General features: G+C 73.1%; 12 protein-coding genes. 10 read left to right on the forward strand and 2 right to left on the reverse strand.

The window, feature by feature from the left end; all coding sequences use genetic code 11:
- The first annotated feature begins 150 nt into the window (after positions 1 to 150).
- From ABD832_RS36090 to ABD832_RS36130, 9 genes are all read left to right on the forward strand, one after another.
- Entirely contained in the window at positions 151 to 4788 is a 4638-nt protein-coding gene (locus tag ABD832_RS36090; RefSeq protein WP_344905108.1) for an amino acid adenylation domain-containing protein, read from the forward strand.
- Positions 4691 to 6415 carry a non-ribosomal peptide synthetase gene (locus ABD832_RS36095; protein ID WP_344905438.1) on the forward strand — a complete coding sequence of 575 codons (1725 nt, stop codon included), beginning with the start codon at positions 4691 to 4693 and terminating at the stop codon, positions 6413 to 6415. The genes ABD832_RS36090 and ABD832_RS36095 overlap by 98 nt, the downstream gene beginning before the upstream one ends.
- 114 nt (positions 6416 to 6529) lie before the next feature.
- Positions 6530 to 6781 (forward strand): acyl carrier protein, encoded by a 252-nt coding sequence (locus ABD832_RS36100; protein WP_344905111.1) that lies wholly within the window; start codon positions 6530 to 6532, stop codon positions 6779 to 6781.
- Between the two features lie 26 nt (positions 6782 to 6807).
- On the forward strand, positions 6808 to 8187 hold the full coding sequence (locus ABD832_RS36105) for a hypothetical protein (protein WP_344905114.1): 1380 nt from the start codon (positions 6808 to 6810) through the stop codon (positions 8185 to 8187).
- A 163-nt stretch (positions 8188 to 8350) separates the two neighbouring features.
- A complete protein-coding gene (locus tag ABD832_RS36110) occupies positions 8351 to 8641 on the forward strand; it encodes a hypothetical protein (RefSeq protein ID WP_344905117.1) in 291 nt (96 codons plus the stop codon).
- Positions 8642 to 9811: 1170 nt separating this feature from the next.
- Positions 9812 to 10495: a hypothetical protein gene (locus tag ABD832_RS36115; protein ID WP_344905119.1), complete on the forward strand. Its 684-nt coding sequence runs from the start codon at positions 9812 to 9814 to the stop codon at positions 10493 to 10495.
- Positions 10496 to 10617: 122 nt separating this feature from the next.
- Positions 10618 to 11553 carry an aliphatic sulfonate ABC transporter substrate-binding protein gene (locus tag ABD832_RS36120; protein WP_344905122.1) on the forward strand — a complete coding sequence of 312 codons (936 nt, stop codon included), beginning with the start codon at positions 10618 to 10620 and terminating at the stop codon, positions 11551 to 11553.
- Positions 11550 to 12308 (forward strand): ABC transporter permease, encoded by a 759-nt coding sequence (locus tag ABD832_RS36125; protein WP_344905125.1) that lies wholly within the window; start codon positions 11550 to 11552, stop codon positions 12306 to 12308. Before ABD832_RS36120 ends, ABD832_RS36125 begins: the two co-directional genes overlap by 4 nt.
- A complete protein-coding gene (locus ABD832_RS36130) occupies positions 12281 to 13042 on the forward strand; it encodes an ABC transporter ATP-binding protein (protein WP_344905128.1) in 762 nt (253 codons plus the stop codon). The genes ABD832_RS36125 and ABD832_RS36130 overlap by 28 nt, the downstream gene beginning before the upstream one ends.
- Positions 13043 to 13090: 48 nt before the next feature.
- Here ABD832_RS36130 and ABD832_RS36135 read toward each other — a convergent pair whose 3' ends face one another.
- Both ABD832_RS36135 and ABD832_RS36140 read right to left on the reverse strand, forming a co-directional pair.
- Positions 13091 to 14257 (reverse strand): FAD-dependent monooxygenase, encoded by a 1167-nt coding sequence (locus tag ABD832_RS36135; protein ID WP_344905131.1) that lies wholly within the window; start codon positions 14255 to 14257, stop codon positions 13091 to 13093.
- Positions 14258 to 14336: 79 nt separating this feature from the next.
- Entirely contained in the window at positions 14337 to 17552 is a 3216-nt protein-coding gene (locus ABD832_RS36140) for an ATP-binding protein (RefSeq protein WP_344905134.1), read from the reverse strand.
- A gap of 792 nt (positions 17553 to 18344) precedes the next feature.
- Between ABD832_RS36140 and ABD832_RS36145 the strand changes: the two genes are divergently transcribed.
- On the forward strand, positions 18345 to 18887 hold the full coding sequence (locus tag ABD832_RS36145; RefSeq protein WP_344905137.1) for a hypothetical protein: 543 nt from the start codon (positions 18345 to 18347) through the stop codon (positions 18885 to 18887).
- Positions 18888 to 18968 lie beyond the last annotated feature (81 nt).

Raw genomic sequence — 18968 nt, forward strand, 5'->3', positions numbered from 1 at the left:
ACCCAGAACTAACTGAAAGGTTTCTTTCCAGAAAGAGGCCTTTCGCTGCGCCCGCCCAACTGGGCATATATGCACGGAGCGGGCCTTTCTATCTCATTCCCCGTGCGATCGCGTGCGTCATGGACCCGCGGCCGGTAGAGGAGCCCCAGAGTGTTCCCATCAGAGACCGTTCCGACCGGCCAGCCGGGGACCGAATACCCCCTGTCGCACGGTCAGCGGCGGCTCTGGTTCCTGCACCGGCTCGATCCGGAGGACTCCGGCTACAACACCTCCTATGTTTACAGATTGAAAGGTCGTCTTGACAGGAACGCCCTGGAGGCGGCGTTCACCGCGGTGTCGGCCCGGCACGAGAGCCTGCGGACCCGCTTCGCCGAGGTGGACGGGCGGCCGGTGGCGATCGTCGAGCCGCCCGCTCCGGTCACCGTCGAGCGCCTGCGCGCCCGGGACGACGCCGAGGCCGCCACGCTGGTCTCCGCCCTGTCCAACACGGCCTTCGACCTGGCCGCGGCACCGCCGTTCCGGGTCTCGCTGATCGAGCTCGGCCCCGGCGAGCACGTGCTCTGCGTGGTCCTGCACCACATCAACGGCGACGGCTGGTCGCTGAACGTGCTCCGGTCCGAGGTCGCCGCCCACTACGGCAGCCGGGGTACCGCCCCGCTGCCCGAGGCGCCGCTGCAGTACGGCGAGTACGCGCGTTCCCTGCGCGTCTCCGAGGACGACCTGCGCTGGTGGACCGAGCGGCTGTCCGGGGTGCCGGTCCTGGAACTGCCGACGGACCGGCCCCGTCCCGCCCGGCGGAGCGGGGCCGGTGCCGAGGTCGAGTTCCGCATCGAGCCCGAGACGGCCGCCGCGATCGGCGCCCTGGCCCGCCGCGCCCGCTGCACGCCCTTCATGGTGCTGTTCTCCGCCTACCAGGTGCTGCTCCACCGGCACACCGGGCAGAGCGACTTCTGCGTGGGCATCCCCTCGGCGGGCCGCGGCCGTACCGAGCTGGAGAACATGATCGGTTTCCTCTCGACCACGCTGGCCCTGCGCTGCGACCTGTCCGGCGACCCGGCCTTCGACGAGCTGCTCAGGCGCACCCGCCGGGTCGTGCTGGACGGGCTCTCGCGGCAGGAGGTCCCGTTCGAGCGCCTGGTGGCCGACCTCGACGTGGAACGGGACCTCAGCCGCACCCCGCTGTTCCAGACGCTGTTCGCCCTGCACACCCACGGCGACGAGGCCGACCCGCTGCCCGGCCTGGAGGCCGTCCCCTTCCCCAACGGCTGGTCCCGGGCCCGGCTCGACCTGTCGATGGACATCTACCCCGACGCCGCCGGCCTGCTGACCGGCGTGGTCATCTACAGCACCGACCTGTTCGACCACGAGACCGTGGAACGCCTGGTCGCCCGCTTCCAGGAGCTGCTCGCCGCCGTCGTGGCCGATCCCGGCTCGCCGGTGAGCGCCCTGCCGATGCTGCCGGACGCCGAGCTCGCCCTGCTGCGGCGGTGGAACGACACCGCGGCCGAGCTGCCGGAGGTGACGCTGGTCGACCTGCTGCTGGAGCAGACCGCGGCCACCCCCGGCGCGGTCGCGGTACGGGCCGGGCGCGCCGGGCTGACGTACGCGGAGCTGGCCGGGCGCGCGGCCGAGCTGGCCGGGAGGTTGCGCGCGGCCGGGATCGGGCGCGGCTCGCTGGTCGCGGTCCGGATGGAACGCGGCGCCGACATGCTCGTCGCGCTGCTGGGGGTGGCGATGAGCGGCGCGGCCTACCTGCCCGTCGACCCCGACTACCCCGAGGCCCGCGTCTCGTACGTGATCGAGGACTCCGCCGCGGTCCTCGTGCTGACCGGGCTGGACGACCTTCCCCCGGCCGGCGCCGCGACCGCGCCCCGGCCTGCGGACCGGCCGCTGCCCGGCGACACCGCGTACGTGCTCTACACCTCGGGCTCCACCGGGCGCCCCAAGGGCGTGGTGGTGCCCCACCGCGCGCTGACCAACTTCCTGCTGGCGATGCGCGCGCTGGTGCGGTCCTCGCCCGGGGACGTGTGGCTGGCGCTGACGTCGCTCTCGTTCGACATCTCCGCCCTGGAGCTGTACCTGCCGCTGGTGACGGGCGGCAGGGTGGTCGTCGCCGACGCCGAGACGGCCCGCGACGGCGCCCGGCTCGCCCGCCTGGTACGGGACGAGGGCGTCACCCACGTCCAGGCGACGCCCTCGGGGTGGCGGGTCCTGCTCACCGGGGACCTGCCGCGCGTGACGGGGCTGACCGGCGGCGAACCGCTCCCCGCGCGGCTCGCCCGCGAGCTGCGCCCCCGCCTGGACCGGCTCGTCAACGTCTACGGGCCGACCGAGACCACCATCTGGTCGACGGCCTGGGAGGTCCCCGAGGACCCGGCCGAGATCGTCATCGGTCACCCGATCGCCAACACCGTCGTGCACGTCGCGGACGCCTCCGGCGGGCCGTGCCCGATCGGCGTGGCCGGGGAACTGCTCATCGGGGGCGCCGGGGTCGCCACCGGCTACCTGGGCCGCCCGGCCCTGACCGCCGAGCGCTTCGTCCCCGGCCCGGACGGCTCGCGGCACTACCGGACGGGAGACCGCGTCCGCCACCGGGCCGACGGCGCCCTGGAGTTCCTCGGCCGTACCGACGGCCAGATCAAGCTGCGCGGTCACCGCATCGAGCTGGGCGAGATCGAGGCCGTGCTGGACGCCCACCCCGGCGTGCGGCAGTCGGTCGTCGCGGTGCGCGGGGACCGGCTGGTGGCCTTCGTCGTCCCGGCCGCGCCGGACCGCCCGGGTGCGGGTCCGTCCGCAGACGGCGAGGCGCTCGGCGGCCTTCGCGAGCACGCCGCCCTCCAGCTGCCCGGCTACATGGTTCCCGGCGTGTTCGCCGAGGTGGAGGCGCTGCCGCTGACCCCCAACGGGAAGGTCGACCGCAAGGCGCTCCCGGAGGTGGACCACGCGCCCGAGCGGGACGCGACCGCTCCCCGCACCCCCGCCGAGCGGACGGTCGCCCGGGTCTTCGCCGAGGTGCTCGGCACGGACGGGGTCGGCGCGTACGACGACTTCTTCTCCCTGGGCGGGCACTCGCTGCTGGCGACCATGGTCACCGCGCGGCTGACGGCGCTGTCCGGGCGCGAGGTGCCGGTCAGGGAGGTGTTCACGCACCCGACGGTCGCGGGGCTCGCGGAGTGGCTGGAAGGATCGCCGGACGGGACGCGGGAAGGATCCGAGGCGCCGGTCACCGGATCGGGCACCGGCGCGACGGCCGGGACACGTCCCCGCCCCGAGGGGACGGTCCCGCCGCTCTCGCACGGCCAGGAGCGCCTCTGGTTCCTCAACCGGCTCGACCCGGACGACGCGTCGTACAACATGTGCCTGGTCAGGCGGTTGCGCGGGCCGCTGGACCGGGACGCCTTGGCCGGGGCCCTGTCCGGCGTGGTCGCCCGGCACGAGAGCCTGCGCACCCGCTTCCCCGAGGTGGACGGCGTGCCGGTCGTAGTCGTCGACCCGCCGGGCCCGGTGACCGTCGACGAGGTGTCCGCCGGCACCGGCACCGGGACCGTGCCGTCCGCCGAGGCCCGGGCGCTGGAGCTGGTCGCGGCGCTGACCAACACGCCCCTGGAGCTCGCCGGCAGGCCGCCCCTGCGTGTCACGCTGATCGAGGTCGCCGAGGACGACCACGTGCTGTGCGTCGTGCTCCACCACATCCTGGGCGACGGCTGGTCGCTCAACCTGATCCTGGACGAGGTCGCGCGCCTGTACTCCGGTGACACCGCCCTGCCCCCGGTCCCCCTGCAGTTCGGCGACGTCGCCCTCTGGCAGCGCGGGCGCGACCTGGAGGGCCTGATCGGCCACTGGCGCGAGCACCTGGCCGACCCGGCCCCGCTGGAGCTGCCGGTCGACCGGCCCCGTACCCCGGGGACCGCCAGGCGCGGCGACGTGGTGGAGGTCCGGCTGGACGCGGCCGAGGCCGCCGCCCTGACGCGGCTGGGCAGGGAGCACGGCGCCACCGTGTTCATGGTGCTGCTCGCCGCCTACCAGGTGCTGCTCGCGCGGCACACCGGCCAGAAGGACATCCTGGTCGGCACGGCCGATGCGGGCCGGGACCGGATGGGGCTCGAAGCGGTCGTCGGGTACCTCAGCGACACCCTGGTGCTGCGCGGTGACCTGTCGGCCGACCCCGTCTTCACCGACCTGCTCGGCGCGGCCCGGGACGAGGTCCTGGACGCCTTCTCCCACCGGGGCGTGCCGTTCGAGGAGCTGGTGGCCGCGCTCAGGATCGAACGCGACCTCACCCGCACGCCGTTGTTCCAGACCATGCTCATCCTGCACAGCCAGGACTCCGGCCGGACCCGCGACACCTTCACCGGCCTGACCACGAGCGTGTTCGAGCACGGCATGCGGCAGGCCAAGCTCGAACTCATGCTGGAGGCGTGGCAGGACGCGCACGAACTGCTGATCACCTTCGTCTACGACGCCGAACTCTTCGAACGGGCCACGGTCGAGGCGATGGCGGCCCGGTTCCGCCTGCTGCTCACCGCGCTGCCCGCGGCGTCCGGCGAGCGCGTCTCGGCGCTGCCGCTGCGCACCGCGGACGACGACGCCCTGCTCGCGCGCCTGTCCCGGGGCCCGGCCGGGCCGGTCGCCCCCCCTCGTCCCCGACCTGTTCGCGACGGCCGTGCGCGCCCGGCCGGACGCGGTCGCGATCGGGTGCGGGGACGTCACGCTCGACTACGCCCGCCTGGACGCCCGCGCCGGCGAGCTGGCCGCGCTGCTGCGCGAGCGCGGGGTCGTCCCCGGTGACGTGGTCGGCGTCTGCCTGGACAGGTCGCCCGACGTGGTGGCGGCGCTGCTCGCGACCTGGCGGGCCGGGGCGGCGTACCTGCCGCTCGATCCGGACCATCCGGCCGAGCGGCTCGCCTTCGTGCTGGACGACAGTGCCGCCCGCCTGGTCCTCACCTCGGCCGCCCTGGCCCACCGGCTGCCCGGCACCGCCCGGCTCGCCCACGTCGACACCCCCGCCACCGCTCCCTTGAACGTCGCCGCTCCCGCTTCCGCTCCCGTGAGCGGCCCCGTCCCTCTGAGCGGCCGGAGCGCGCCGGACGACGCCGCCTACGTGATCTACACGTCGGGCTCCACCGGAACCCCCAAGGGCGTCGTGGTCTCGCACCGCAACCTGGCCGCCCGCGTCGCCTGGATGCGCGAGGCGTACGGCCTGCGCCCGGACGACCGGGTCGTCCAGTTCGCCTCGCTGAGCTTCGACACCCACGCCGAGGAGATCTACCCGACCCTGGCCTCCGGGGCCCGGCTGGAGCTGCTGCCCGACGGCGGCGTCAGCCTGCCCGACCATCTCGGCGGGGTCACCGTGCTCGACCTGCCCACCGCGTACTGGCACGCGCTGGTGGACGAGATCGACGAGATCGGCTGGCCGCCGTCCCTGCGCCTGGTGATCCTCGGCGGCGAGCAGGTGCACGAGGCGGCCGTGACCCGCTGGCGGGAGCGCTTCGGCGACCGGGTCCGGCTGGTCAACACCTACGGCCCGACCGAGACGACGATCATCGCGACCACCGCCGAGCTGGACGGCTCCCCCGGACGCCCGCCGATCGGCACCCCGATCGGCGACACCTCCGTCCTGATCCTGGACGGCGGCGAGGCGGTGCCGCCGGGGGCGCCGGGCGAGCTGTGCGTCGGCGGGGCCGGGGTGGCCGTCGGCTACCTCGACAGGCCGGACCTGACCGCCGAGCGCTTCACCGTGCTCGGCGGGGAGCGGATCTACCGGACCGGCGACCGGGCGCGCTGGCGGGCCGACGGGCGACTGGAGTTCCTCGGCCGCCTCGACGACCAGGTCAAGGTCCGCGGTTTCCGGATCGAGCCGGGCGAGATCGAGGCGCGGCTGCTGACCTGTCCCGGCGTCGGCCAGGCCGCGGTGGCCGTCCACCGGGAGACGCTGGTCGGCTACGTCGTCGGCGAGGACGCACCCACCGGTGAGGAACTCGCCGCACGGCTGGCCGCCACGCTGCCCGCCCACATGGTCCCCGCGCTCTGGGTGAGCCTGCCGGGCCTGCCGCTGACCGCGAACGGCAAGCTCGACCGGGCCGCGCTGCCCGCGCCCGAGCTCGGGCCGCTGACCAGGACCGCCCCGCGCGGCGACGCCGAGGAACTGGTCGCCGAGATCTTCGGCGAGGTGCTGGGCATCGAGGGGGTCGGCGCCTTCGACGACTTCTTCGCCCTCGGCGGGCACTCGCTGCTGGCCACCCGAGCCGTCGCCAGGATCCGCGCCGCCGTCGAGGTGGACGTGCCGATCCGTACCCTGTTCGCGCGGAGCACCGTGGCCGGGCTCGCGGCCGCGGTGGAGGAACTGCTCGTCGCCGAACTCGCCGGGCTCTCCGACGAGGAGGCCGAACACCTGGTGGAGACCGGGAACCGATAGGGGGCGCCGCGTCGTGGGCCGCCACGAGGAGCGGCACCCGAGCCTTCCGGCCGCCGGGCGGCCGGACCGCAGTCCCGGCGAACGCCGTACGGGACGCAACGAGAGGGGTTGGCGATGGTCAGGGAACGACTGGCGGCGATGGTGGCCTCGGCGTCCGACGGCGCGGTCACGGCCGGGGAGGCGCTGACCACCACGGTCCCGCTGTCCGCGCTGGGGTTCACGTCCCTGGCGCAGATGCGGCTGATCGACGCGGTGGAGACCGAGTTCGGCGTGGAGATCGACCTGTCGGGTGACGGGCTCGACCTGCTCGACGACCTGGACGCCCTGGAACGCCACATCAACGAGGCACGGGGCGCGCACCCCTGATCCTCATTCCTGAACGGGGAGACGACATGGAGATCCGGTTCTCGGGGAGCCGGCCGGACACGGCACCGCTGACCTGGGGGCAGCGGGCCATCTGGGACACGATCCGGAAGACGGCGCCGGACGACCGCTACTTCAACTTCGGCCGCGTGCTCGCCGTGCCCCGCCGGGCCCGGCCGCTGACCGTGGCGCGGGCCGCCGAGGTGCTGGGCGCGCTGGTCGAGCGGCACGGATCGCTGCGGACCCGGCTGGGCCGGGCCCCGCACGGGACGCCCGGGACGGATCACGGGTGGCCGGGCGGCGCGGGGGCCGGCGGCGCGGAGCCGTGGCAGGTGCTCGCGACCGCGGGCGCCGTCCCGGTCACGGTCTCGGACGGCGACCCCGAGCGGCTGCGCGACGTGCTGGCGGAGACCGCCTTCGACTACGAACGCGAGTGGCCGCTCAGGGTGGGGCTCGTCGTCGAGAACGGCGAGGTCGCCCACATCGTGCTCGTCTTCTGCCACCTGGCCGCCGACGGCCTGGGCGCCGAGGCGGCCGTCAGGGACCTGCGGCTGCTCCTGCTGCGCGGCTCCCTGGCGGGGCCCCCGCCGCCCTCCCCGCTGGACCTGGCCCGCTGGCAGTGCTCGGAGGCGGGCCGGAAGGTCGCGGACGCCGCCGCCGAGCACTGGGAGAGCGGGTACCGGCGCATCCCGCCGACGATGTTCGACCGTCGGGTGGCCACACCTCCTGGACCCCCCGGCCCCCCGATCTGGCGGGCCCGGCTCGTCTCCCGGGCGATGGACCTGGCCGTGCAGCGGATCGCGGCCGTGTACGGCACCAGCACCTCGACCGTGCTGCTGACCGCCGCCTCCGCGCTGGCCGGGAGCGTGACCGGCCACGACGTGTGCGCGATGCTGCCGATCGTGGGCAACCGGTTCCGCGGCGACACCGCCACCGCGGTCACCACGCTCTCCCAGGAGGGACTGTTCGTGCTGGACCTGCACGGGGGCGGTTTCACCGACCTGCTGCGCGCCGCCCGGCCCGCCGCGCTGCGCGCCTACCGATCCGCCTACCACGACCCCCGCGACCGGGACCGGATCGCCGGGCGGGTCGGCCGGGAGCGGGGGGCGACGATCCACCCCTACTGCTGCTTCAACGACATGCGCTTCGCCGACCGGGTGGACGCCTCCCCGGACGAACCGACGGTGCGGCGGGCACTGGAGGAGACGACCCTCACCTGGCCGCTCAGCCAGGAACGGCTCAACTGCCGGTTCTGCCTGCACGTGACCGGCGAGCCCGGCGGGCTGGGCGTCTCGCTCACCGCCGACACCCGTCACCTGCCGCGCCCGGCCATGGAGCGCTACCTGCTGGACCTGGAGTCCCTGCTGGTCGAGGCGGCGTTCCGCGAGGTACTGGAGCCGGTCGGTTGAGCGCCTTCCCGCCGAGCGCCCCTCCGCGATCCGGGACCGGCCGGCCGGACGCCCGTCCCACGACCGCGACCGTGACCGGAACCACGACCGGGAGCGTGACCGCGCCCGAGCACAGGACCGGGACCGAGCACCGGGCCCGCGGGCCGCACGCCGGAGACGACCGATGACCGTCCACGCCTACGCCGAGTCGACGTCCTGCGTGCAGGGCGGCGCGCTCCGCTTCCACCTGGCCCGCGGCTCCCGTGCCCCGCTGCGCGGCTCGGTGCTGGTCGAGGACGTGGCCACGGGCCTGCCCGTGCTCGACGCGGCGTTCACCGGCCCGCTGTGGACGCTGGAGCGTGCCCCGCGTCCTGGTCCGACTCGCATCATGTCAGCGCAAAGACGCGTGCTCGTTGGGCTTCACCGCGACGACCGTGACAGGTATTCGGCGTTCGCCAAGTGTCTGACCGGCTGATCGCTCGATAGCGTAGCCTGTCGCCGGGTCGGCGCCGCGCGGCGCCGCATCCTGCTGGCGATCCCGTGCTCCGACCTGGCAGACGTACAGCCTGAGCGCGACATGCGGGCTGTCATGCTACTGGACTCGAGGAGCCGACCCGGGCCGCGGCAGCGCGATGCCATCGCGTCGTGCGAGAGGAGGCTAGGCAGCCCGAGATGGACAGGCACGCACTCGCCGACCCGAGCGACTTCGGTGAGGAGGGCATGATCCGCTGGCTGGGCCCGCCGCTGACGACCGTCTGACTACTGCGCGGCCCTGGCCGAGTCACGAGGGGCACGAGCACTGACTGTCGGCTACGGCTCGCTAGTGGTCGAGGCGAGCCACTAGCATAACTAAAAGAGTGACACGTACGGCTCGAGAGAGCAGCAAAGACGACGACGTCGATGGAGTATCGTACCAATTGCCAGGTGCGCGCAGCACCTGATACAGCGTAAGTACCGCCTCCGGCAACACACTGCTGAGTGGCCACGTCACGCCATACAGCTCACGCACGACACATAATTTTGCGTGGACTATTGCACAACATAAACGATCATAGCACGAACCCTGTCGACGCGCGCTCACTTACGTCTCGACTAAGGCAAGCCTAAACACGATCATCGCAATGACCTCACGGTCAGAGATGTGTCCAGCGCGCGTGAGTCTCGGCCGAGAGGTGAACGTTTACACGAGTGATCGTAGAGCGCCGACGCTTCCGCGATGCGATGTCGCGGCACCTGAGTAGGCACACGACAGGTGACATCATATCTTGTTAAGCACAGCGGCCAAGATCTACATCCAAAATAGCACCTGCAGTGACTTCACGGAGCACTGGGCGTTCGAGGGACCGCTGGCACGAGGACAGCGTGTCGGCGCAGACGCGCTCGAAGAGGACGAGACACGACGCCTGCGACGTATCGTCGAGAGGACGCGTAAACGCAGCGAAGCGCGACGAGCACGGACCGCACTAGCCGGCGGAAATCATGGCACCAGCCGACTGCGGCACTGCACGCTACGCACAGGGCGACAGTGAGCCACCATGGGCGTCGCGGGCCTACAAGAGTGCCGTCGGACGGTCTCACCGCCTCCGACACGTCAGCTGGCAGCACACCGGCACGACCACAGCGGTGACAGATCACCCGACTAGACGTGCTGGACCGCACGGCGGTGCGCACGGGCGGCTGGAGACCGCTCGGCGACGCGACGAGCGTGCGCGCGCTGACCGTGTTCGACTCCCTGCTGTACGGCGCCGCCCCGGACGGCTCGCTGCTCACCCGCGCGGTCTCCGGCCAGAACCTGCGCTGGCGCGCGGCCTTCCCCCAGGACACCGGCGGGGACACCGGCGGGGGCACCGGTCCCGCGCTGGTCGCCCTGGCCACCCCCAGGGAGGCCACCGTCACCCACCCGATCGGCCTGTACGGGCTCACCGCCGACGACCGGCTCGTCCGGCACGAGCCCGGACGCGGCTGGATCACCCTCGCCGGCGCACCGCGCGGCGGGGCCGGCCTGGGCATGGTGAACGGCGAGCTGTTCGCCGCCGCCGCGGACGGCCTGTGGCTGCTCGACGCGGAGTCCTCCACCTGGAGCCTGGTCGAGCCCGGCACCGGGGCGGTGGCGCTGACCGCGATGAACGGCCGGCTGTACCTGGCCGACAGCGCCGGCCGGATCCGTACCCGGCTGCCGGTGGCGTCCCCGGCCGGATGGACCGACCTGTGCGACGCGGGCGGCTGCACCGTGCTGACCGGGCACGCGGGCACGCTGATCGGCACCGGCCCCGGCCTGCCCCTGCTGCGGCGGGTGTCCTTCCTGGAGGAGGGCCCGCCCGCGCGGTGACCCGTACCGGGCGGGTCCCGCGCTCATGACATGCGGCCCCGATCCCCACTAAACCTATACAAAAGGTAGGAATTTAGGGATACTTGCGGGCGCTCGTCATGTTCCACTCAAGGAGTCCCCCCGTGCGCCGCGTCATCGCCCTTCTCGGCATCCTCGCCCTCGTCGGCAACCTCACCGCCTGCGGGGGAGGTGAGGCGAAGGCCGACAAGGAGCAGCTGCGCGTCGGCTACCAGCGGTTCGGCGGGCAGAGCCTGCTCAAGGCCAGGGGTCTGGCCGAGAACGCCACCTGGTCGCTGTTCGAAAGCGGTCCCGCGCTCACCGAGGCGTTCAAGGCCGGCGCCATCGACATCGGCCAGACCGGCGAGGCCCCGCCGATCTTCGCCGCGGCCGGCGGCACCAAGTTCAAGATCATCGCCACCTCCGAGCCGGTGCCCAAGGGCGAGGCCGTCCTGGTCAAGGAGGACAGGGGCTTCACCTCCTTCAAGGACCTCAAGGGCAAGAAGGTCGCGCTCAACAAGGGCTCGAACGTCAACTGGCTGCTGGTCAAGCTGCTCGAGGCCAACGACATGAAGATCACCGACATCCAGGTGCAGTACCTCAAGCCGGCCGAGGCACGTCCCGCGTTCGACAACGACCAGGTCGACGCCTGGATCATCTGGGACCCGTACTTCTCCCTCGCCGAGCGGCCGGGTGTGAAGGTCCTCGCCGACGCCACCGGCCTGGCCAACAACCGCGAGTACCTGCTGGTGTCCCCCGAGGCCCTGAAGAACAAGCCCGACCTGGTCCGCGCCTACCTGAAGGTCTACCGCGAGGTCACCGACTGGGGCATCGCCAACCCCGAGGAGCGCGTGAAGATCCTCGCCCCCGAGCTGAAGATCTCCGAGGACGTCGCCCGCCGCGCCCTGGCCCGCAGCGCCCAGCCGCTCGCGCCGGTGGACGCCACGATCGGCGACGAGCTGCAGCAGATCGCGAACGGGTTCACCGAGCTCGCGCTCATCCCCGGCAAGGTCGACGTGAAGAGCCTCGTCGACCCGGCCTTCTCGGACGTCCTGAAGTGACGTTCAGACCACGGCGGCTGATCACCCCGATCGCGCTCGTCGCCGCGTGGGAGGGCGCCGCGCAGGCCGGTGTCCTCCCGCCCGACAAGCTTCCCGCGCCGAGCGTGGTCGCGGAGGCGGCCTGGCGGCTGTCCCTGGACGGGTCCCTCGGCGCGCACCTGCTGGAGTCGGTGCAGCGGGCCGCCCTCGGGCTGCTCATCGGGGGCTCGCTCGCCCTCGTCCTGGGCGCGGTCGCCGGGCTGCTCAGGAACGGCGACGACCTGGTGGACCCGCCCATCCAGGCCGCCCGGATGCTGCCGCATCTCGGGCTCGTCCCGCTGCTCATCATCTGGGTGGGCATCGGGGAGTCGCTGAAGGTGTCCCTGGTCGCACTGGGCGCGTTCTTCCCGATCTATCTCAACACCTACGCGGGAATCCGCGACATCGACGAGAGGCTGGTCGAGGCCGCCCGGACCTGCGGCCTCACCCACCTTGAGCGGATCCGGCACGTCGTGCTCCCCGGCGCGATGCCGTCCCTGTTCCTCGGCCTGCGGCTGGCGTTCGCCGCGGGCTGGCTCAGCCTCGTCGTCGGCGAGCAGGTCAACGGGCAGAGCGGGCTGGGCTTCATGATGATGGAGGCCCGCGACTTCAGCCAGACCGAGATCGTCGTGCTGGGCCTGGTCGTGTACGCGGTCCTCGGCCTGCTGTCCGACCTGGCGTTGCGCACCGCGGAAAGGAGGACGCTGTCATGGCGACGCGGCCTGCAGGCGTCGTAACCGCCACCGGGGTACGCCGGGTCTTCGGCGGCACGACGGTCCTGGACGGCGTCGACCTGCGGATCGGGCGGGGCGAGGTCGTCGCCCTGCTCGGGGAGAGCGGGTCGGGCAAGAGCACGCTCCTGCGGATCCTGGCCGGACTCGACGGGGAGGCGTCCGGCGAGTTCACCACCTCCGGGTCCAAGGCCGTGGTGTTCCAGGAGCACCGGCTGCTGCCGTGGAAGCGGGTGGCCGACAACGTGGCGCTGGGGGTGCGCGGCCGGGACGCCCGGGAGCGCGCGGCGACGGCGCTCGGGGAGGTCGGGCTGGCCGACCGGGGCGGCGCCTGGCCGTCGGAGCTGTCCGGCGGGCAGGCCCAGCGCGTGGCGTTCGCCCGGGCCCTGGTCCGCGAGCCGGACCTGCTGCTGCTCGACGAGCCGTTCGGCGCGCTCGACGCGCTGACCAGGCTGAAGATGCAGGCCCTGTTCGGCAGGCTCCGCGCCAGGCACGGCTTCGCCGCCCTGCTGGTGACGCACGACGTGGAGGAGGCGATCCTGCTCGCCGACCGGCTCCTGGTGCTGGACCGAGGCCGCATCGCCGAGGAGATCGAAGTCGATCTCGGCCGTCCCCGCACCGTCGACGTCCCCGGTTTCGGCGACCTCCGCCGCCGCCTCCTCGCCCTCCTGCACGTCCCGGCCGACCCCGAGGAGCCCGAACGCGCGGCCTCATCCTCCTGCACGCCCGGCCGGTCGTGACGAACGGCCGGTCCCGCCCGCTCGCGGCGGGTCCGGGGCCGCCGTTCCTCACGGCGCGGCGGAGGTACCGACGAGCGCCGGGTAGTCCTTGAGCCTGATGTCCGTGGCGAACATGTCCGTCATCCTGAGCATCGCCCACAGCAGGAACCGGCTCCTGAACAGCCGGTTCCGCATCCGGATCCCCCGCCGCGTCGCCGGGGCGAGAAAGGGACCGGCGCCGCCCCGCCCGGCCACCTTGGCGTAACCGCGCATGGTCTCCTGGTACGCGCGGAACGCCGCCCGGTGGTCGCCGTCGGCCTCCGCCAGCTCCCCGGCCAGCACGTACGCACCCACCATGGCCAGGCCGGTGCCGAAACCGCCCAGGGTGTTGCCGTAGGCGGCGTCGCCGAGCAGCACCGTCCGGCCCTCGACGTAATGATCGATCTCGACCCGGCTGATCGAGTCGAGGTGGACGTCGCGCGCCTCCGGCAGCGCGGCCACGATCTCGGGAACCCGCCAGCCCATGCCGCGGTAGGCGTCGGTCAGGATGCGTTTGTGCTGCTCGGTGTCGTAGCGGTCGTGGTCGAGCCGTCCGGAGGTGAAGACGAGGAACACGGGCGACTTGGGCCCGCCGAGCGCCGCCATCCGGCCGGGCTCGTTGTACATCCCGGCACCGAGATCGACGCCGAGGTCGGCCAGCGCGTAGTGGTACCCGAGGAAGCGCACGTAGTCGGACTCGGGGCCGAAGGCCAGCCTGCGCACGGTGGAGTGGATGCCGTCGGCGCCCACCACGAGGTCGAAGGTACGCGGCGCGCCGCGCTCGAAGGTGACGTGCACGCCGCCCGCCGTGTCGGTCAGCGAGGTGACGGAGTCGCCGAAGACGTACTCGCAGTCCGCCTCGGTCCGCTCGTACAGCAGGGCGGAGAGGTCACCGCGGAGGATCTCGACGTCGCCGCCGGTGAACGCGGCGGGCAGGGTCGCCAGCGGCCTGCCGTTCGCGTCGACGATGCTCTGGTCGGTCCCGCCGGTCTGCCGCCGCCGCACCTCGTCGAGGATTCCCATCCGCTCCAGCACGACGCGGTGGGTCTCGCCCTTGAAGTCGACGGCCTGGCCGCCGGGACGGAGCGCGGGCGCCTTCTCCACGACGGTGACGGCGTGGCCGGAGCGGCTCAGCCAGTAGGCGAGCGCGGGCCCGGCGATACTGGCGCCGGAGATGAGGACGGTGGTGTTCTTCATGGCCACGAGCTTCCAGGGAGGCGCTGACGGATCGCCTACCGTCGGCTGACGGCCGGACGCCCCCCCATGCCGGGTCCCGTCAGTACCGGGGCTCCACGGGCTTCGCGAACTCCGCGAGCACCTCCTCGCGTCGCATCGCGGCACCCCTGGCGTACGCCGACGCGAACGTCTCCGCTCCGGCGAGGTCGCGGGCGCCCGCGGCGACCCGGGCGACATCGCGGTCACCGGCCACGACCGTCCCGCGCACCGCCACCGCCATGCCGAGCAGCAGCGCCGCCCGCGTCCCCGCCTGTGCCCGCGCCTCCGTCCCCGTCTCCGTCTCCGTCCGCGTCTCCGTCCGCGCCCCTGCCCCTTCGAGCAGGACGGCTCCCGCCAGGCCCTCGACGGCGCCGGCCAGGTCCATCGCCAGGGGCGACCCGCACGCGCGGGCCGCCGCCCGGTGATGGTGGAGCAGGGCACCGGCGAGGTCGCCCTCGGCCTCGGCCAGCCGTCCCAGCGCGGTGAGCGCGCGCGTCCGTACCGACTCCGCGCCGAAGGCCCCGGGCTCCGTCCCCTCGATCGCCAGGCCGATCCTGCGGCGGGCCTCGACGAGATCCCCCTCGAACCGCGCGATCTCCCCCAGCCCCAGCTGCGTCACGGCGGGCACCCCCGGCAGGCCCGCCTTCCTGGCGAGGTCCCCGGCCCGCCGGTGGTCGGCGGCGGCGGCGACGAGATCGCCCTCGCGCGCCAACGCCTCGGCCCGGCGCCCCAGCACGTCCGCGATCTCCTCGACGGCACCGAGCTCCTCCAGCGGCTCCAGCGCCTGCCGCCACAGGTCCCGGGCACGCTCCCACTCCCCGCGCCACCCCGCGACCAGGGCCAGCCAGTCGAACCCCTGGGCCGTCCCCCAGCGCTCCCCCAGGGCCCTGAAGCGGGCCAGCACCTCCGTCAGGTCCCGCTCACCCCCGGCCGGGTCGCCGCCGAGCACCTTCAGCAGGGCGTGGCCCAGCCCGGCCAGGGCCAGGCCCCAGGGATCGGAACCGAACAGCCGGTCGATCTCGGGCCCGGCAGGCGGCACCGACTCCGGCGGCCCGGCGGACATGCCCCACAGCGCCTGGACGAAGGGGTACCGCAGCGGCCGGTCCCGCGACCGCATGATCTCCCCGGCCCGTTCCCAGTGCTCGGGAAGCGCCCGCGGCACGGCGTGCGCCACGCACATGACGTACTCCTCCTCCAGCCCGGCGAGAGGACGGCCGGTCGCCTCCAGCAGCTCGGCCGCCGCCTCCCCCGCGTCGCCGCGACGGCCGCCCAGCCACCAGTACGCCGCCAGCGCGGCGACCAGCCGCAGCCCCGTCTCCCTGTCGGAGCGCACGGCCCAGCGCAGCGCGGCCGTCAGGTCGGCGTGCTCGGCCGAGAGCCTGGCCAGCCACCGGAGCTGCCCGGCCCGGCGCAGGTGAGGATCGGCGCGCTCGGCCAGGTCGAGGAGGTGGCGGGCGTGGCCGCCGCGCACGCGGTCCTCCTCCCCGGCCTCGGCCAGCCGTCCGGCGCAGAACAACCTGATCGTGTCGAGCATCCGGTAGCGGTCGCCGTCCGTCCCGACCAGCGACCTGTCCACCAGGTCGGCCAGCAGCCCGGCGGCGTCCTCCACCTCGCAGACCGCCTCGACCGCCTCCAGGGACGCGCCCCCGGCGAACACGGAGAACCGCCTGGCCAGCACCTGCTCGCCGGGCGCCAGGAGGTCCCAGCTCCACTCCACCACCGCGCGCAGGGTCCGGTGCCGGGCCGCGGCCGTGGGGTCGCCGCGCGACAGCAGCCGGAACCGGCCGTGCTCCGTCAGCCGCGTGGCGATCTCCTCGACGGTGAAGGAGCGCAGCCGCGCGGCCGCCAGCTCGATGGCCAGCGGCAGCCCGTCCAGCGTGGCGCAGATCCGGACGACCGTCTCCACGTTGGCCGGCCGTACCTCGAACCCCGGCCGTACGGCCGCCGCCCGGTCGGCGAACAGCCGCACGGCCGGGCAGGCCAGGGCCTCGGAGGGCGAGGAGTCCGGGGGCGGGGTCTCCAGCGGTGCCAGCGGCACCAGCGTCTCGCCGGTGATGCCGAGCGGCTCGCGTCCGGTGGCCAGGACGGCCAGCCCGGGGCACTCCCCGAGCAGCCTGCGGACCAGGAGGGCGGCGTCGTCGTTCACGTGCTCGCAGTTGTCGAGGACCAGCAGCAGTTCCTGCCCGGCGAGCGCCGCGACCAGGTGCTCGGTGAGGTCGGCCGGGCGCGGCGGGTGGAACCCGGGCTCGCGCAGCCCGAGCGCGCCGAGCACCACCCTGGCCACCCGGTCACCGCCACCACCGGGCGGGACGTGCCCGCCGGACGAACCCGGGCCGCCGGACGGCACGGAGCCGTCGAGGGGGGAGAGGTCGACGAAGCACACCTCGCGCCGCCCGCGCCCGGCCGCCTCGATCGCCAGCCGGGTCTTGCCCGTGCCGCCGGGCCCGGTGATCGTGATCAGCCGCGAGCCGTGCAGCGCGTCGATCCGTTCCAGCTCGCGTTCGCGTCCCACGAAGCTGGTGAGCTGGGCCGCGAGCCCTCGCCGTGGCGGCGCGGGCCGCTCGGCGCGCAGGACGGCCAGGTGGATCGCGGCGAGCTCGGGGGAGGGATCGGCGCCGAACTCCTCGGCGAGCAGCCGCCTGGTCTCCTCGAACACGGCCAGTGCCTCGGCCTGCCGCCCGGCCGCCCGCAGGGCGAGCATGAGCTGCCCCCTGAGTCGTTCCCGCAGCGGATGCGCGGTCACCAGCCGCTGCAGCTCGGCCACCGAACCGCCTCCGGGAAGGGCCGACTCCGCCTCGGCGAGGTCCTCCGTCGCCGCCAGCCGGAGCTCCTCCAGCCGGGCCGCCCGGGCCCGCCCGTGGGGCAGGTCGGCCAGCGCGGGTCCGCGCCACAGGCCGAGCGCCTCCCGCAGCGAATCCGCCGCGACCGCGTGACGGCCCTGCGCCAGCAGCCGCCGCCCCTCCCGGGCCAGCCGTTCGAACCGGTGGGCGTCGACGTCGTCGGGGTCGGCCGCGAGCCGGTACCCGGTCCCGTGGAACTCGATCACCTCCGCGGGCAGGCTGCGGCGGAGCCGGGAGACCTGGGCCTGCACCGCGTTGGCGGCGGCCGCGGGGGGATCGTCCCCGTACAGGCCGTCGATCAGGCGCCGGAGGCCGACCACGCGGCCCGCGTCGAGCAGCAGCAGCACGAGCAGGGCACGCGGCCGGGGCCCGCCCACGGAGATCTCCTCCCCGGTGGGGGACCGCACCTGCAGGGGGCCCAGGACACCGAACCGCATGGCCCCGATTGTCCCGCACGTCCCCGCGGGGGCGGACGCCCGTGGGAGGCGGGGCCGCGGTTCCACAAGACGCGGGACGACCTCGGCCGCTCTCATCCTGTCCCACGGCGAGCATCAGGGATCGTCTCGGCACCACACCGTGATTCCCACGTGGCGAGAGCAGATCATTACATGCCCGATATGCCGATCAATCGAATATCTCGACACCCCCCACGACTACCCCAATACCGACAAATGACTATAAACCTGTCATATCACCACAAGAAAGAATCAAGGAAAACCAATCATGGTCAACATCAAAGAAACAGAATGAATCCCTTCCTTCGACAAAGGGAACTCCATATCATCCACGGAAAGAGGTGATTGGCAATGGCGGTACGCAGAAGAACGCACGTCATTCTCGCCACGCTGGCCGTGCTACTGGTCGTCGTCGGCGGATACGGCATCGTCCGGGCCGTCACGGACACCCCCTCCGGCCCGTCGTCGGGTCCGGCCGCCAACACCTCCTCGGGCCATCCGAAATCCCGGGAATCGCCGGAATCCCCCGGGCCCGCGGAATCCTCCGGGCCTGGGGGATCCTCCCCGGCTTCGGAGCCATCCCGATCTTCGCGCTCACCCGGCGACGGAGAAGGGGGCCGTGGATCCGGGGGATCCGGCACAGCCCGAATTCCCGGTCCGACCCTGAACAACGTTTATCCGCAGGACAAGGACAGCGAGGGTAGATTTTTCGCGACGGGCGGCTGCATGGTAATGGTCAACGCCAATGCCGACATTCCCGTACAGATTCGATCAGTGAGGATGCAGGGAAGCACGCAGGCGAAGATCTCTGATCAGCCGTGCGAGACACCCGCGGCCGGAGGTCCGTGGAACGACGACTCCGTCGGCCTGACGGACCCGGTGAATCCCTGCTCGCCCGGGATCACATTGGAGCCCGCGTCGGTCTCACCACGACACGGGTGCAACATCCACCTCGACAGACCGTCCGGCCTCGGCGCCGAGACGGCGCACCTCGGCATCGAAGTGGTGGCGCAATGCACCTCGAAGATTCCCCGGCCCTGCTCCTTGCTCGGCAGCGGATACTCCCCGTCCGCCCAACACCCCGTCACCGCGATCGTCTACATGACATATCCCGCGCTCTTCCAGGCGGACACCGAGAACACCCCCGACACCGCGACTCCGGAGAACACCCCCGACACCGCGACTCCGGAGAACACCCCCGGCACCGCGACTCCGGAGGAGACCCCCGACACCGGGGAGAAGCAGGATCCGCCCACCGAGAACTTCCCGACGGAGGACTCGTCTCCGCAGGGGATCCCCACCGAGAGCGAGACGTGACCCAGGCCCCTGAATCCGAACCCGCGGCGCCACTGTGGGAGAGCCGGACTCAGGAACGCCTGTGGGCCGTGGCCAACGTCA

Origin of the sequence: Streptosporangium longisporum (assembly GCF_039534895.1) — a bacterium.
Classification (GTDB): domain Bacteria; phylum Actinomycetota; class Actinomycetes; order Streptosporangiales; family Streptosporangiaceae; genus Streptosporangium; species Streptosporangium longisporum.